Consider the following 16,512-nt stretch of genomic DNA (forward strand, 5'->3'; position numbering starts at 1 on the left):
TTAAAATAAACTTATCGAATAACTTAGGGAGGGTAAACGATGAGTTTATTACAATTACAGCATGTGCAAAAGAAGTTTACACAACCTCATCAAGTTGAAGTACAAGCTTTGAAAGATATTTCTTTGACAGTTGAAGCGGGGGAATATGTAGCGATAATGGGTGAGTCTGGATCTGGCAAATCAACGCTTTTAAATTTGATTGCTACTTTAGATAAGCCAACTAGTGGTTTCATTCAAATAAATGAGCAAAATTTAGCTCAACTAACAGAAAATCAAGCCGCTTTATATCGTAGACAACATTTAGGTTTTGTTTTTCAAAAGTTTAATCTACTTAATACATTTAATAATCAAGACAATATTTTATTACCGTTGGTACTAGCTAAAACTGAACCTAAAATTCTACAACAGCGCTTACAACCACTGGCTAAGGTTTTACAAATTACTGATTTATTGCAGCGCTATCCTTACGAAATATCTGGTGGGCAGCAACAAAGAGTGGCAGCAGCAAGGGCTTTAATCACACAACCACAATTAATTTTAGCTGATGAACCTACAGGTGCCTTGGATTCACATAATTCTGAATTATTGTTGGATTTATTTGAACAAGTTAACGCTAAAGGACAAACTATTTTAATGGTCACGCACAGTGCTTTGGCTGCCAGTCATTCCAAACGCGTTTTATTTATTAAAGACGGTTTGATTTTTCATGAACTGTTTCGCGGTAATCAAACTGCTAGTCAATATTTGCAACAAATCACTGCAAGTGCCACCTTACTGGTTGGAGGTGAACAGCAATGATTCACTTTAAATTGGCTGGGCATGCATTAACGCACCACCGTGAACAATACGGACCGTTTATCTTGGCTAGTATTACTTTGGTTGCCGTCAATTATATTTTTTGGAATACCTGTTTTAATACTAGTTTGAACAAGTTGGCGTTGGGTCAACAAACCATTTATTTAATGATCTTGGGTACCGTTTTTGTTACTTTATTAACTCTTTTTTTAATGATTTATGTTAATCGTTTTTTGATTAAACAACAGGTTCATGAGTTAGCATTGTATAAAATGTTAGGTTTAGCTACTAAAGATTTGAATTTAATTCTAACAATCGAAGTCTTATTTTTATTGATTGTTAGTTTGGTAGGTGGTTTAGTTAGTGGCTTAGTGTTTAACAAATTATTTTTCTTGATTTTATGTAATCTGCTCCAAACCAAAGCAATTGTTGAACAATTTTCGCAAACTGGTTTGTTAGTCGTTATTGCAATTTTTAGTTTGCTATTTTTATGGCTATTACTCAGTGACTTTTGGAAAATTCGTCAATTACAACCGGTAGTTTTATGGCAACAAACTAATCAGGTCGAAGTTAAGCCTAGAAGTAATGGCTTATTAGGTGGTTTAGGTGTGTTGCTCTTAGCGGTAGGTTACTATCTGGCTGTTAAAACCAAACCTACGGTTGCTTCACTTTCACAATTTTTAGTGGCAGTAGTATTTGTTGTTTTGGGAACTTACTTGGTCTTTTTAGTTTCCAGCGTCTGGATATTAAATTTTTTACAGCAACGACCACATTTTTATTACCAGCCGTCACATTTTATTGCTTTATCTGGATTATCATACCGAATGAAACAAAACGCGTTAAGTTTGGCTTCTATCTGTTTATTGTGTAGTGCTATCTTAGTCAGTTTGGTGGGGAGCACTGGCTTATATTTAGGTAAAGAAAAGTTAGTTAACACTTATAATCCCGCCGATTTAATGCTGGTTCAACAGCATCCATTTTCGTACCAACAACAACAAATATTGCACCGGGCAGCTAAGCAAAATCAAATTAATTTACGACAATCAGAGCAAATGCAAATGACTACTCCAATACCGTCGGTGATTCAAGATGGACAACTACGTCCAATGACTGGTGGCATGCATATTATTTATCAAGTCAGTACAATTAGTGTTAGTGATTATAATAGAATTCAAAAAACTTCCTTGCATTTAAAAAAGCACCAAATTTTAGTGTATTCAGCTGATAATTTAGCTTTAAAGCATTCTTTGAATTTCAATCAGCAAAGTTATCAGGTTAAAGTTATTCCACAATTTAAGTTAGGATTTAGTTATCAGCGTTCAATTTATCGACCAATTTTTATTATTACAGCTAATCAGCAAGTAGCACATCAGATTAATCCTCAACCTTGGTTATATGTTCAGGGACAAAATATTCAAGGGGCACAAAAGCATAAATTAAAATTTGCAAGCCAAATACCATCACTACTAAAATTGGATAGTGATAAATATTCGGCTAAAGTACAAATGGAGCAATATATGAATTCGCTAGTAGGCAGCGTCTTGTTTGTTGGTGGTTTAATTAGCTTAAGTATGATTATTGTCATGGCCCTACTGATTTATTATAAACAATTGTCAGAAGGTTATGCTGATCAAAAACGCTTTCTAATTATGCAAGAAGTAGGACTGAGTAAATTAGAAACTAAAAAAGCTATTCATAGTCAAATTTTATTGTTGTTTATGTTACCGTTGATTGGAGCTATTATTAATTTACTTTTTGCATTGCCGGCAATAAAAAGCGTCTTAGTAATGCTCTTTGTTTATAGCTTTAAATTACTTGCCATTATTTCATTGACGCTGATAGTATTAGTGGCTGCCTATTACGGAATAATCTATGGAATTACGGCGAAAGTTTATACTAATATCGTTAATTGTTCTAATAAGAAAAATGAGACAGATTAATCATCCTACAATTTAAACAGTTCCTCGTTCAATCAACTGAACATCAACAATTTTGGTAATATCGGAATTGTCTAATTTACCTTGAATTAGTTGTAATAAATAGTTGCTGGCATTTTGAGCAATAGCTGCGGTGTTTTGTTTAATCGTTGTTAATTGCGGGTAACAATAGCGGGCAATCGGAGCATCATCAAACCCAATTACTTTTAAATCTTGTGGGATATTAAGATTTAATTCGTGAGCTGCTAAAATAACTTCGGCAGCAATGGTGTCACTAATTGCAAAAATTCCTAAGGGTAGTTTTTTTTTGGACATCAGATTACGTAAAATACTACGAATTTCAATTCCTCGCTGCTTAATTTTTTGACGTTCAGTTTTGATATCAATAACTATTTGTTGACTGTGATCGAAATTATTTTTTAACATCTCTTCACGATATCCCTTAATACGATCATTATTAGAAGAAATTTTCTGATTGGATGAAGTGAACATTACGGGAATGGTGCCGGCTTGAATCAAATGCTTTGTAGCAAGATGAGCTCCTTGCTCATTATTAGAACCAACGTAAATGTTTTTGGTGTTTTCGTTACGATCAATATAAATAACAGGTGTCGATATATTCATATGAATATCATTATCTAATTGCTGACCTGAGATCATGACAATTCCATCAACTAATTTTGCTTCTAACATTTGTAAATAGGTATTTTCTCGCTGTATATTTTTATTAGTATCACAAATTACTGTAGCATAATTATTTTGAAATAAAATTTTTTCGATGTTTTCAACTAAATCTGCGAAAAAGGAATTTGAAAGATCTGGCACCAAAATGCCGATGGTATTAGATTTGTTCATGCGTAAAGTTTTAGCAGCAGTATTAGTTTGATAATGATATTGATTAATTACTTTAAGAACTTTTTTTCGGGTTTGTTCTGAAAAGCGACCGTTATTGTTAATCACCCGTGATACCGTGGAAACGGAAACACCGCTTAATTTAGCGATGTCTCTAATTGAAACTTTGGTTTGATTTGTCATTTTAGTAACTCCAAAATAAAAGACTTTATGTTAAGCATATTAATCTACTTTAGCATAAAGTTTTTTATTTTGGTTAGTCTTGATATTTTTTAGCAGTTGAATTAACTATTTGTTGAAAAAGTTCATTATTTCTTTTATCTTCGGCGATTAATTCGTCAATTCTTCGTTGATGACGACCACCTTCATACTGTGCTTCTAACCAAGCTTTGACGATCATTTTCGCTAGTTCACTACCAATCACTCTGGCGCCAAAAGCCAAGACGTTACTATTATTATGACGTCGAGATAATTCAGCGGAATATGGTTCACTCACACAAGCAGCACGAATACCAGCCACCTTGTTGGCAGCTAAGGAAATTCCTACACCCGTACCACAGATAACAATTCCTAAATCAGCTTTTCCTTGTGCAACTGCTTCACCGACTTTTTTACCGTAAATAGGGTAATCAGTTCTTTCTTTTGTATAAGTACCTAAATCAATTGTTTCATAGCCTAAAGATTTTACATACTCAATAATAATTGGCTTTAATTCGATGCCAACATGGTCAGAGCCAAAAGCAATTTTAGTCATTAAAGAACCTCCTTGTAGTAAAAATACATTCTTTTTGAACAAACGTTTTCTCAGATAGAATGATATATCTTTCTATTATTGATTTCAAGTCTGGCTACAAATTAGCTGTTTAAGACAATTATTGATGATTTGGTTTGTTTTTAAAAAAAACAAAGTATTATAATAATAGAGAAAACGTTTTCTCAAGAAAATCCTTCACTTTGTTTTAAATGGTCAATTTTGTTTCACTGAAAATAAATGATAATTTATGATAAAAAATGATTGATAATGAAAAAATGTGGTGATATACTCGGCTTGAACACAAAAAGGGGGATTTTAAATGAAGTTAGCATCAAGAGTAAATTCTTTTCGACAAAAAGAAAGGTTGAGTTTAAGTGAAACTTTACAAAATTTTTCTCAATTAGGTTTGGAATATGTGGATGTCAATTTTCCAGAACAGGTGCAAGATATTACACCAGAAGTTCTTCATGATTTACTAGTAAAGAATAATTTGAAGCTTAATGGATTAGAGATGAGATTTAACGACAAATTTGTTAATGGCGATTTGGGAAATGCTGATCCGCGATTGTCAGAGGATGCATTGAATCTTTGTTTACAAGCAGCCGACTTTTGTCGAGCAGCTGGTGGGCAAATAGTGACAGTTTGGATGGCACATGATGGCTTTGACTATAGTTTCCAAGTTAATTATTCAGAAATGTTGAATAAAATAGTTACCGCATTTCAAAAAATGTGTGATTACGCTCCAGATTTAAAATTTAGTCTAGAATATAAGCCTTTTCAACCTAGAGCTTATGCCTTTGCTGATAGTTTGGGCATGGATGGAATGTTATTACATGAAATTAATCGCAAGAATTTTGGTGTGACATTGGACTATTGCCACATGTTGATGAAACACGAAAATCCAGCAATGGCGGCTGATATTTTTGCTGGAAGGAAACAATTATTCGGAGTTCATTTAAATGATGGATATGGATTAAATGATGATGGATTAATGATAGCCACATCCAGTCCATTTAAAACGTTAGAATTTATGTTTTATTTAAAAAAGCATAATTACGATGGAGTTATTTATTTTGATACTTTTCCGGTAGTTGAAGATAGTGCAGCAGAGTGTCAACAAAATATTGAAATGATTCATCAATTGGATCAAATGATTACTGAAGTTGGTATTGATAAAATTCAATCAATTATTGAACAAAGTGATCCAATTCAAATCCAAAAACTATTGCTAAGTTTTTTAAACAATCCTAAATAAAAGGGGGAGAATTAACTATGGCAACCGATTTTAAGCAAACTGCGATTGGTATTTTAAAAAATGTCGGTGGTGTTACTAATGTTAGTAACATGTCACATTGTGCCACACGCCTAAGGTTAAATTTGCGAGATCGATCTTTGGCCAAAGATGAACAAATTAAGAACTTGCCCGGAGTGATTGATGTCGTATATCAAGCTGGTCAATATCAAATTTTGATCGGAACCGAGGTTCCCAAATTATATTCAGAATTTGAAAAACAAGTTCAACTTCAATCAGGAAATCAGACTGATAATGTGAATAATGATGTAAAAAAAGAAGCTGGCAATCAAGAAAAAGGCAGTATTATATCACGAATCTTTTCGGCCATTTCAGCCATTTTTGCACCATTATTACCAGCTTTGGCAGGTTCGGGAATTTTGCGTGGTTTATTAATTTTATGTACACAACTTGGTTGGATCAAAGAAAAATCCGGAACTTATGTCATTTTATATGCAGCTTCTATGAGTGTATTTTATTTCTTGCCAATTTTGTTAGCGTTTACTTCAGCTAAACGTTTTGGTGCAAGTCCTTATATCTCAGCTTTAATTGGTGCTTCGTTACTTTATCCAGATTTAATTTCGTTAATGGGAAAAACGGGAAACGGATTCATTACACATTTCTTTGGGATACCAGCAGTTTTAATGAATTATAATTCTACAGTTGTACCAATTATTTTAAGTATATGGGCATATTCTTATTTATATAAATGGTTAGATCAGCACATTACAGAAAATTTGAAGTTAGTCTTATTGCCATTAATTTCTCTGCTTGTAATGGTACCGCTAACAATCATTGTGATTGGACCGATTGGTGTTTACAGTGGCAAATTTATTGCTGCACTGGTTAATTGGTTAATCGGCAAGAGTAGCGCTATTGCAGGATTGGTTGTTGGTGGCGGTTGGAGTGTACTTGTAAGTATGGGGATTCATTGGGCTGTTAATCCGATTATGATTAATAATATAGCTAATTATGGATTTGATTATATTTGTCCATGGACGTTTGCCTGCAATTTTGCAGTCATTGGAACTACTATCGGCGTTTGGTTGAAAGCCAAAGATCCGAAGCTACGTGGTTTTGCATTAACTGGATTTATTACCATTGCTTTATCAGCAATTATTGAGCCAACCTTATTTGGTTTATTAGTAAAAAACAGAAAACTGTGGCTTTCGCAAATCATTGGTGGCATGGTCGGAGGTGCATATCTTGGTTTGACGAAAGTAGTTACGAATGCATTTGTGTTTGGTAGTGTAACAACTTGTCCCGCTTTCATTACGAAGCATGCTGGTAATTTTATTAATGCCATTATTGGATTAGGAATTTCCTTTATTGTTTCTGCTATTTTAGGCTATTTGTTTACCCAGCGTACTGAAAAATTGAGTTAAAACTTCAGCATCAATGTTATCATTAATATGTGGTCAGAATTAAATATTAATGTATAACTAGGTGAAATCATAAATGATCCCGTACGAACGACAAAAAGAAATTATTGATTATCTATCCAATAAAGAAATAGTTAAGTTTGATGAATTACAACAAGATTTTTCTAATGTTTCGGGATCTACTCTCCGAAGAGATTTAAAGAAGCTAGAAGTTGATGGTAAAATTAAGCATTTATCAGGCGGAGCTTTTACGATGACATCGCCAACTGGTGAGCTTTCAATTGCAAGAAAAACTTCTTTAAACTCTAAGAAAAAAAAGATAATTGCTCAATTAGCTGCTGAACAAATTTCTGTTGGCGATAGTGTCTATGTTGATTCTGGATCGAATAATGCTCTTTTGTTAAATGAAATTATTGACCAAAAGATAACTATCTATACTACTAATACTAAAGTTTTGAATATTAATAATGAAGTTCAAGCTGATATTATTTTATTAGGCGGTTACTATAATCCAGTTATTTCTTCTTTAAGTGGAAGCTTGACGCGCAATAATTTAAAGAATTTATATTTTGATTGTGCTTTTTTAGGTGCAAATGGAATTGATGAGAACAAGGGTGTAACTACTCCAAACATCAATGAAGCAGAGAAAAAGAGAATTGTAAAGAATAATTCACAGAAAACTTATCTTCTTTGCGACAGTAGTAAATTTCATAGAATATCGACAGTTCACGTTTTCGATCTAGCTGATGTTACATTAATTTCAGACAAAAAGGATCAATCATTAAGTCAATATGTGCCGTTTATTGTTCCTAAAAATTAATATAATAATATTGCTGCTTAACTTCTTGGCGGAGGTTAAGAGATGAATAAAAAAATTGCACCATCTTTAATGTGTACCAATTTAGGTAATGTAGCTCGTGATGTACAAGAATTGGATACTGCTGGTGTTGATTATTATCATATCGACATTATGGACGGTAGTTTTGTCCCCAACTTTACTTTGGGTCCGGACTTTGTACAAGCAGTGCGGCAGTTAACAACTAAACCGCTAGATATTCACACAATGGTCCAACAACCGGAGCGTTTTGTAACTTTATTTCAACAAGCTGGTGCTGATATGATGTCCATCCATGCTGAAGCAACCAATAACTTGCAAGGAACTTTGGTAGCTATCAAAAATGCTGGTATGAAAGCCGGAGTGGCGATTAATCCCGCGACCCCTTTGAATGTGCTAGATTATGTTTTGCCAGTAGTTGACTATGTAGTCTTAATGACTGTGAATCCCGGTTTTGCTGGTCAAAAATTTATTCCTGAAATGTATTCTAAGATTGAACAATTAAAATCGAAAATCCAAGCTGCCAAATTAGATGTTGCCATTGAAGTAGATGGCAATTTAGGCCAACAAACAATACCACGCTGCGTAGCTTCGGGAGCTGATTGGTTTGTTGGCGGAACCAGTTCTATTTACCATTCCGGAAGCTCTTTAACACAAAACGTACACAAAACTCGTGCATGGCTATAACAACAAAAATCTTAAATAGAGTATCTGTAAGCTGTTCTGCGTGTTGCATACGATTCTCTCTTAAGCAGTTTTATCATACTAAAATGATGCTATAATAACTTATATAGAAAGTTCTTAGAAAGAAGACATTAGAATGAATACTTTAATTTCAGTAGCAATTGCGCCTTTGGGCGTTGGTGAGCATTTAAGTGGTTACGTTGATGATATTATCGGTGTGATTGAAGCTTCTGGTTTGACGTATAAAACAACAGCAATGGGTACCGAGATTGAAGGCGAATGGTCCGAAGTGATGGCTACTGTACAAAAGGCAGTCCAAACCTTAACTGATCAGGGAATTAGAGCTTATGTTTCGCTAAATGCTGATATTCGACCAGGTCATACGGACACAATTGAAACGAAACTACAGAAAATTCATCATAAATTGGAAGGTTAATTGAATACAGAAGTGTCTGTTTGATTCTGAGATAAAGATTTTTAAGTAGGACTGATTAATTTAGATATGGGTAAGCTCGTATACTAATTAATCAGTCCTTTTATATTAGATCCAGAATGAGGTATTAGCCCGTCTTATTTTAAAGCTACCTATAAAGAGAAAAGATTCAAGTAAATTTTTATCCCATACTTAATTTATTTCTGAAGAAAGTTAATATACAATAACCGTTATTATTAAAAATGAGTTAAATGTGATGATTTTACAAAATTTAATGTATACGCATAGAGGGTGTTTGTATGGATATTAAGATTTTGAAGAAATTAAATGTTGAGCAAATCAATGCAGTAAAGCAATTGTTACAGAAGGTTCATCAATATGATCATACTTTTCGTGATCCTTATCTGAGTAATCAATTTAATTTTTTTCCGGATATGCCAACTTTTTTATTGGCTTATCAAAAGCAAAAATTGGTTGGTATGGTTATGATCTATGCGGATGAAAAACCAAGTAACGGTATAGTAGATCTTTATATTAATGTTTTACCTGATGCGCGGAAACAAGGGGTGGCAACAAAATTATTGTCCTATGTTAAGAAAATTTTGCATAATTATAATTACACTAAATGGGAATATATTTCGGAACAAAACTTTTTAAAAAATTATCCTGAATTTTTGACACACAACCAATTATCTATTTCTAATACGGAATATCAATTAAGTTTGGATTTAAAAGAGTTCCACTCGGTAAAGTTTGATGAAAATATTTTTACATCAGAACTAACTGATGCGGAGATATCTACTGTTTCTAAAATGGAAAGCATAGTTTTTGATAATGATTCAACGATTAGTGAAAATTATATTCGCAATAGTTTTTTAGATACCAATATTATCCAATACGTCTTGCATAAAAATAATCAAATTATTGGGTATTGTGCTATTAATTTTGAAACTGAATATTATTTTTTTGATTTATTTATAGCTGCACAATACCAAAAACAAGGATATGGAACTATTTTTATTACTCAGATTTTACAAAAGCTGAAGCAATTAGGTAATAAACGGTGTGTTATTGGCGTAATGGGTGATAATTTACCGGCATTGCAGCTCTATAAGAATGCTGGGTTTATCCAAGATACTAAAATACTATATTTGACAGACCTAATTGTTTAAAATAATCGGCAATACAATTTTTTAGGACAGCCCAGCATAAGTTAAAAAGCTGAATGCTAATTGCTATTAGTTCAATGATTTAAAACCAAACTAAAAAGGAAACGCTTCGTCATTATTAAACGAAGGCTTCCTTTTTGGGTTTTAACTTAGTCCAGGCTGTTGTTCGATGACCTGGACTAAGTTGGCTAAATTAGTTTGAAAATCATGTTTGGCAACTGGCGTTAATAACTTTATGGGTAAGTGCTTAGTTGCTTGAGGGTCAACACTTAATTCTTCTTGAATCAGTACTTGCTTGTTTTGTTCTGTTAAGTTAAAGATTAATTGATAGGCTAAACGCCCTTGACTGCTGAGATACTTCACTTGTGCTGGAGTAACCACCACTTGAATGGTTTCTTGATCATTTAAAGCGTAATCGGCGCGCTTGATTTGAAAGCGATCGGACGCTTCTCCCATTTGGACAGTATCAATTTCTGGCACCCACTGTAATAACTCTTGGGGATGATCCAAAATATGATGCACACTTGCTAAGTTGGCTTGAGCTAAAGCCATGTTTGAAAATAATACTTGGTTCATAATAATTTCCTCCTTGTGATGCTTTCAGTATAGGAGAAATCAATTTTTGACAAAAATAATAATACTAATAAAAACTAATTAATTCTTATCTCAGAATCTTAATTGACATGGTGTAAATCTTCAGGGAACCATTCCGCCAAAATATTTTGGCGGAAACGAGCTTCTTGAGCTTGATTTTTTTGCTCTAAATGTTCCGCACTCTGAGCTAGTAAATAATAACAATTTAGCAACATATAATGAGAGTTATTCTGAGTAATAAAGGCAATGGCCTGGGTCAATTGCTGACTAGCTTTGACGTAATCAGCTTGATTATAAGTCATTAAAGCCGTCAAATAACCAATAATGTTCAAATTCTCTTCATAAGGAGCAGCGCCAAAATTTTGCCAGGCTAATTTTTGATAGTTTTTCATTAGCTGCCAGTTGTATTTGCATGAGTAGGTATAAGCTAAAGCTATGTGACATAAGCGAGTCAAAGTGGTGGGGTTAGGGGTAGGCTGCAATTCAGCCAGGGCTAATTTTAAGCTTTGTAAGCCTTCGTCAAGTTGTTGGGTATTGACTTGAGCAACACCTAGATAATAGTAATATGACTGTTCTTGTAAGATAGTACCAACTTGATTAATAGTTGTGGACTTGGTTAAGAAGTTAGCTAATTCTTGATATTTATGTTGATTACATAATTGTTCCAAAGTTTGATTGAGCCGTTGATCGGCACTAATGCCGTAAGAGGTTGATTTGTAGCCGGTCACATAAAGCGAAGAGTAATTGGGCGTTAGGAGTATAACGATCATGCTCAATGGCTGAGAGCATTGGTTGACTACAGATATTGAGGCAAGCTTGTTTTTGTGAGAGGTGAGCTGTTTGGCGGGCAGCTTTGATTAATGGTCCTAAGGAATTTTCCATAGTAAAAAGCCTTTCGTAAAAGTAAAGTTGTTATTTGACATTATTGTTAATAGTGGCTGCACGTAAGCTTTTCTTGTTTGAAACACAAAAAAAGCAGCAAAATCTTAATTGAAAGACTGCAGCTTCTTTGGTAGATTCAAGAGTCAAAATATAAGATTGATGATGATTATCAGAACTATTTGCCATTCCAGCGTTGGGAGAATTCGTTTGGAATGCCCAAGGCATCTAAAACTTTCATTGATTGATGGTCGAGCAGATCTTGGATTGATGAAGGGTGTGTATAAAATGCGGGGATAGGAGGAATGATCTGTACTCCTAGTTGGGATAGTTTAGTTAAATTTTCTAAGTGGATGGTACTTAACGGCGATTCACGAGGAACGACAATCAACTTACGTTGTTCTTTTAACATGACGTCGGCGGCGCGTCCAATCAAATTGTCTGAAAAGCCGTGTGCAATTCCGGCCACGGTTTTCATGCTAGCTGGTACAATGACCATACCATCAACTAAAAAGGACCCACTAGCAATTTTTGCTCCTTGATTGCGATTATCATAGACATAATCGGCTAAGGAAGTGACATCATTGAGCTGGTAATCAGTGTCTAAGGCTAAGTTTTGTTTAGCCCATTTACTCATGACTAAGTGTGTTTCAACGTCAGTAATTTGCTGAAGCTTTTGTAAAAGGTCGATTGCATAAATTGTTCCCGAAGCTCCAGTTACTCCAATAACGATTCTTTTCATTAGGTATTTACTCCAAATATTTTTTCCAGTCAGGAACTTTCATGAATTGTGCTCTTTGAAATTGTTTTTTCATATCAAACGGAACAGTACCATCAACAACCAATTTAGAGCTCATGCCGCGAAAACGAATCGACTGGGGATCATATTCTGGCCGTTCAGAAGGGTCTAATGGATGGTTCCGCATTCCTGGTAATATCATCAGATCTTTATCAGCTTGAAATCTGGTGTTAATTGTCCAAACAACGTCGTTCATGTCAAAAATATCCACATCTTCATCAACTAAAAAGACGGTCTTTAACTCTTTAAACGCTGAAAAGGCTAATAAAGCTGCTTGTCGTTGTATTCCTTCATCCGCTTCATTATCCTTGTGGATTTGCATAATTGTCATTAGCTTGCCACCGCCTGCAGGGGGATTGTAAACATTGAGTACTTTGCCCGGAATGGCTTTATTCACTAATTGCAAGATGCTAGCTTCGGTGGGGATTCCCGCCATGCTAACATGTTCCTCACTGGGACCAATGACACTTTGCATGATCGGATTTTGGCGATGAGTTACGGCCGTTACTTTAATTACTTGCACTGCGGGATTGGCATCGCCGTCGTAACCTGGAAATTCAGGCATAGCCTTACCAGTGTGGGTATTAATATCTTCTTGAATCCGTTGATTAGGCATGATATATCCTTCTAGGGTATACTCGGATCTAGCGATGGCCTTTTCATCCACTGAAACGCCATTAACTAATTCGACTGGTTGTTGGCGAATGGCACCGGCTACGCTTAATTCATTGTAGCCTAATGGAGTTGTTGGTGGTTCAAAAGTAGTACCAATCGTGACCGCTGGATCAAGTCCAATGTTAATCGTAACTGGCATGGGCTGATTTGCCTGTTCGTATTCTTGGGCAAAGGCCCCAATGTGGCGACCACCAGGCATAATATAAATTCCTAGTGTATCTTTACCTTCGATACACATCCGGTGGATGGTCACGTCAGACATACTTTTTTGCATGTTAGAACCCAAAACGACCCCAACGGTAATATATGGGCCAGCATCTTGTGGAGTATTGGTGGGGGCAGCCACTAATTTGCGAATATCAAAATCCTTATCGGTTGCGCGATGGATAACTTCATGAGCAGGAGCGTCTTTTTCAGCTACGACTACAGGGGCAATTGGCTGTGAAACAGCTTCATTGAACATTTGACCTAGCGTCTTGTAGTCATGGTGTAAAATTTTACCGACCCTTTTGCGACTCGCCATCAAACCAATTAAGACACGGGTATCGGGAAAACCAGTCACATTGTTAAACATCATGGCTGGTCCTTCTTGCGTAGGCCGTTCAACTGTACCGCCAGCACCAATATAGCGATAAACACCGGCTAATTCCGCATTTGGATCAACCGCAACATCAGTTTCATGATAATTTTGCGGATCATCTTGAATCTCGGAGAGAACCTTGCGTAGATCCCATTTTTCTTTAGTCATGTATCATCAACTCCTAGGGAATAATTTATGATTAATAAAGTTTGCACTTGCTGTTAGTTCATAGTAGTGATTTCGTGCCAAATTTTAATTATTTCAAATATGACCTGATCTTCACAGTTATTATAATAATTATGGTCAGTAGAGATCAATTTGAACTCGGTGATTTTACCGTGCTAGAATAGCATAACATAATTAAACTTGACTTGACGCTCAGTTATGATTTTTTGACAAAGAGCGCAGTGATAAAATTCAATGAGTTGGGTAGGAGAAAGAAAATGAGTAAAAAATATACTTCTGTAGTCACACGGTTAGACTTTTCATTGCAAATTGAAGCAAAATTTATCGGTAAGGATCTCTTGGTTAATTTAACTGGTGGCGATCATCCACATATTGGAGCACTGACCATGATTGACCAAACGGGAACAATAACGAACCAAGCGTTTCCTAGTCATGATGGACGAGTACATAAAGATGGTGTCCTTGCGCGGCAAATTATTCATATTATTAAGTCCAGTTTACCGGGAGTTGGCGTTGTTTCGGCGGGCGTGCATGTTGATCACATTAGTCAAGCCCAGTTACAAGCAACCGGGCCTATGACCGTTAAATTAGGACAACGGTTAAAGAAATGGTTGGATAATACAAATCTGAACGTCACTGAACCACAATATTACGGAAAAGATGAACGTCCCCAATAATGGCGGAGGAGTCAACATTTGAAAAAATAATTTTTTGATTGGCAATAATTTATCGATGATATACTTAAACTATTGATGCTGATAGATCTTGTTGAAAGGAAAGTCATTCTATGAATTATACAAACAAAATATTATTAATAATTTTATGGATTATCACTATTGGTTTATTTGTAATGTATATTAAGGGTATATAATATAAAAAGTAAGCTGTCACAAAATTTTTGATTGTAGGTTCAAAGCATGCAATTTTTAATACAAAAAAGTACCTCTTGGGGTAAAAACAATTATTTCATTATCAAAACTAAAACTGACCAGCTGTTGGTAATTGACCCGCCAGCTGATATTGAACAAAGTTATCCGCTCTTACAGCAAAATACTAGTCAAACTTTGACTATTTTTTTAACCCATCGGCATCACGATCACGTGGAAGGATTGCCTTTTTTACAACAACATTTTAACTGTCACTTGTATGTTGCTAAGCTAGAATGGCAGCAATGGCTTAAAGAAGGACGCCAGCCAACGATTGCAGTGACGACATTTGAGAATGAACAAAGTTATCAGTTTGCTGACGTACAGATTAAGTGTTTGTTAACTCCGGGGCATACGGTGGGTTCCAGTTGTTTTGTGATTAATGACCAGTATTTGTTGACGGGAGATACGTTATTTGTGGAAGGCTGTGGCTTGTGTGGTGACTATGATCAAGCTAATCAGGAAATGTTTGCTTCCTTGCAGCACATCAAGGCTTTAGCGCCAGACTTATTAGTTTATCCGGGCCATACTTATCGGCGTCAGCCTGGCTGTAGTTTACAGTATATTAAGGAACGCAATATTTATTTACGATTTAAAACTTTAGCGCAGTTTATTAATTTTCGAGAACGTCCTAATCAAAAGCATTTGTTAAAATTTAAGTAACATACCTTGTTAAAAAGCAAGTAGGATCCTGGAATAATTAAGCAATAGATTTTTAGATTCTGATGCTTGAAAAGGGCAAGCTAGTTTTTTTATAAATTAATCAAAGAGGCGAGCAGTGTGAAAGTTTTGGTAAGTGATTTAGACGGGACGTTGTTTAATGCGCAGGGGCAAATTTCACAGCCCAATGTTGTAGCTTTACATAAGTGGTTGGAGCAGAATTTATTAGTGATTGCTTCGGGCAGATTTGTGACGAATATCAGACAAATGTTACGTCAGTATCAGTTGCGTGGCCCGATTATCGCACTGAATGGTGCGTTGGTGGTTGACCAAAATGATCAAGTCATTGCTAGTCATGGATTTCCAATGACAGCGGCGTTAGAGAAAACCATCGCTTTGTGTGAACAGCAGCAATTAATTTATACAATTTATAATCCTCAAGGTGCTTATACGCGGCGTTATCCGGAAACTAATGCTAGTTTATGGAAGATAGCACAAGCACGTAGTGCTAGTTTGGATCCGGCTGAGGTACGGCAAGCACAGCAATTTTATAATCATGCCTTTTATCAGGTTAATCAACCGGTTGATGATGTGAATATCATGAAAACAAAACAGCAGCAGATGCTTAAATTTGAAGTTTTTAGTGAACAATCAGCGTTGTTGCAAAAAATTAGAACTATGAATCAGGAATTGAGTGTGGTCTCTTCTTCGTCACGGAATGTAGAGCTGATGGCAGCAAATTGTAGTAAAGGACAAGCTTTGAAACAATTAAGCCAAGAATTGTCATTGGATTTAACGCAGTGTTATGCCATTGGTGATGGTGAAAATGATCTGGCAATGTTTCAAGTTGCTGGTCAAAGTATTGCGATGGCCAATGCTGCGGCAGCTATTAAAAAGCAAGCCGATTTTGTAACTACGACGAACGTTGCTGACGGAGTAGCGGTGGCCATTGAACGAATTTTAAAGGCATAATTAAAAAATAGCTTGTTAGCTTATAACGATAAATTATGATAATCATCTTTAACAGGTGGCTAATTGGCATAAAGATAAAAAAACTATTTTTGTTCTAGCTTTATTTAGA

Annotated in this window: 18 protein-coding genes; 11 read left to right on the forward strand and 7 right to left on the reverse strand. The window is 35.3% G+C overall.

Annotated features, from left to right (window positions below):
* The first annotated feature begins 39 nt into the window (after positions 1-39).
* Positions 40-798, forward strand: a complete 759-nt coding sequence (locus AC3B5B_RS07870; protein WP_489758015.1) for an ABC transporter ATP-binding protein — start codon at positions 40-42, stop codon at positions 796-798.
* A complete protein-coding gene (locus AC3B5B_RS07875; RefSeq protein ID WP_489758016.1) occupies positions 795-2,735 on the forward strand; it encodes an FtsX-like permease family protein in 1,941 nt (646 codons plus the stop codon). The genes AC3B5B_RS07870 and AC3B5B_RS07875 overlap by 4 nt, the downstream gene beginning before the upstream one ends.
* Before the next feature lie 12 nt (positions 2,736-2,747).
* Here the strand turns inward: AC3B5B_RS07875 and AC3B5B_RS07880 are convergent, their stop codons facing one another.
* Both AC3B5B_RS07880 and rpiB read right to left on the reverse strand, forming a co-directional pair.
* Positions 2,748-3,767 (reverse strand): LacI family DNA-binding transcriptional regulator, encoded by a 1,020-nt coding sequence (locus AC3B5B_RS07880; protein ID WP_489758017.1) that lies wholly within the window; start codon positions 3,765-3,767, stop codon positions 2,748-2,750.
* Positions 3,768-3,840: 73 nt separating this feature from the next.
* Positions 3,841-4,338, reverse strand: a complete 498-nt coding sequence (gene rpiB, locus AC3B5B_RS07885; RefSeq protein ID WP_489758018.1) for a ribose 5-phosphate isomerase B — start codon at positions 4,336-4,338, stop codon at positions 3,841-3,843.
* A 319-nt stretch (positions 4,339-4,657) separates the two neighbouring features.
* On the opposite strand from rpiB, the gene AC3B5B_RS07890 reads away from it, so the two are divergent.
* The 6 genes from AC3B5B_RS07890 to AC3B5B_RS07915 all read left to right on the forward strand — a co-directional run bounded on the left by AC3B5B_RS07890 (position 4,658) and on the right by AC3B5B_RS07915 (position 10,135).
* On the forward strand, positions 4,658-5,593 hold the full coding sequence (locus AC3B5B_RS07890) for a sugar phosphate isomerase/epimerase family protein (protein ID WP_489758019.1): 936 nt from the start codon (positions 4,658-4,660) through the stop codon (positions 5,591-5,593).
* 17 nt (positions 5,594-5,610) lie between these two features.
* Positions 5,611-7,014 carry a PTS transporter subunit EIIC gene (locus AC3B5B_RS07895; RefSeq protein WP_489758020.1) on the forward strand — a complete coding sequence of 468 codons (1,404 nt, stop codon included), beginning with the start codon at positions 5,611-5,613 and terminating at the stop codon, positions 7,012-7,014.
* A gap of 73 nt (positions 7,015-7,087) precedes the next feature.
* On the forward strand, positions 7,088-7,831 hold the full coding sequence (locus tag AC3B5B_RS07900; protein ID WP_489758021.1) for a DeoR/GlpR family DNA-binding transcription regulator: 744 nt from the start codon (positions 7,088-7,090) through the stop codon (positions 7,829-7,831).
* A 42-nt stretch (positions 7,832-7,873) separates the two neighbouring features.
* Positions 7,874-8,533: a ribulose-phosphate 3-epimerase gene (gene rpe, locus AC3B5B_RS07905; RefSeq protein WP_489758022.1), complete on the forward strand. Its 660-nt coding sequence runs from the start codon at positions 7,874-7,876 to the stop codon at positions 8,531-8,533.
* A 133-nt stretch (positions 8,534-8,666) separates the two neighbouring features.
* The gene (locus tag AC3B5B_RS07910; protein WP_489758023.1) at positions 8,667-8,966 is read left to right on the forward strand and encodes an MTH1187 family thiamine-binding protein; all 300 of its coding nucleotides are present in this window, start codon (positions 8,667-8,669) and stop codon (positions 8,964-8,966) included.
* Between the two features lie 296 nt (positions 8,967-9,262).
* Positions 9,263-10,135: a GNAT family N-acetyltransferase gene (locus tag AC3B5B_RS07915; RefSeq protein ID WP_489758024.1), complete on the forward strand. Its 873-nt coding sequence runs from the start codon at positions 9,263-9,265 to the stop codon at positions 10,133-10,135.
* 141 nt (positions 10,136-10,276) lie between these two features.
* Here the strand turns inward: AC3B5B_RS07915 and AC3B5B_RS07920 are convergent, their stop codons facing one another.
* The 5 genes from AC3B5B_RS07920 to AC3B5B_RS07940 form a co-directional block, all read right to left on the reverse strand.
* Positions 10,277-10,708: an SRPBCC family protein gene (locus AC3B5B_RS07920; protein ID WP_489769809.1), complete on the reverse strand. Its 432-nt coding sequence runs from the start codon at positions 10,706-10,708 to the stop codon at positions 10,277-10,279.
* Between the two features lie 98 nt (positions 10,709-10,806).
* Positions 10,807-11,454, reverse strand: a complete 648-nt coding sequence (locus tag AC3B5B_RS07925) for an XRE family transcriptional regulator (RefSeq protein WP_489769810.1) — start codon at positions 11,452-11,454, stop codon at positions 10,807-10,809.
* Positions 11,420-11,608: a helix-turn-helix domain-containing protein gene (locus AC3B5B_RS07930; protein WP_489758027.1), complete on the reverse strand. Its 189-nt coding sequence runs from the start codon at positions 11,606-11,608 to the stop codon at positions 11,420-11,422. Before AC3B5B_RS07930 ends, AC3B5B_RS07925 begins: the two co-directional genes overlap by 35 nt.
* A 175-nt stretch (positions 11,609-11,783) precedes the next feature.
* Complete coding sequence (locus tag AC3B5B_RS07935) at positions 11,784-12,347, reverse strand: UbiX family flavin prenyltransferase (RefSeq protein ID WP_489758028.1); 564 nt, start codon at positions 12,345-12,347, stop codon at positions 11,784-11,786.
* 7 nt (positions 12,348-12,354) lie between these two features.
* Positions 12,355-13,827, reverse strand: coding sequence for a UbiD family decarboxylase (locus AC3B5B_RS07940; protein WP_489769811.1), 1,473 nt, complete (start codon positions 13,825-13,827; stop codon positions 12,355-12,357).
* Positions 13,828-14,102: 275 nt separating this feature from the next.
* Between AC3B5B_RS07940 and lpdD the strand changes: the two genes are divergently transcribed.
* From lpdD to AC3B5B_RS07955, 3 genes are all read left to right on the forward strand, one after another.
* Positions 14,103-14,522, forward strand: coding sequence for a prenylated flavin chaperone LpdD (lpdD, locus tag AC3B5B_RS07945; RefSeq protein ID WP_489769812.1), 420 nt, complete (start codon positions 14,103-14,105; stop codon positions 14,520-14,522).
* Positions 14,523-14,762: 240 nt separating this feature from the next.
* A complete protein-coding gene (locus AC3B5B_RS07950) occupies positions 14,763-15,434 on the forward strand; it encodes an MBL fold metallo-hydrolase (protein ID WP_489769813.1) in 672 nt (223 codons plus the stop codon).
* A gap of 117 nt (positions 15,435-15,551) precedes the next feature.
* Complete coding sequence (locus tag AC3B5B_RS07955) at positions 15,552-16,403, forward strand: Cof-type HAD-IIB family hydrolase (protein WP_489769814.1); 852 nt, start codon at positions 15,552-15,554, stop codon at positions 16,401-16,403.
* The last annotated feature ends 109 nt before the right edge of the window (positions 16,404-16,512 follow it).

It is taken from the genome of Bombilactobacillus sp. ESL1187 (assembly GCF_058107155.1).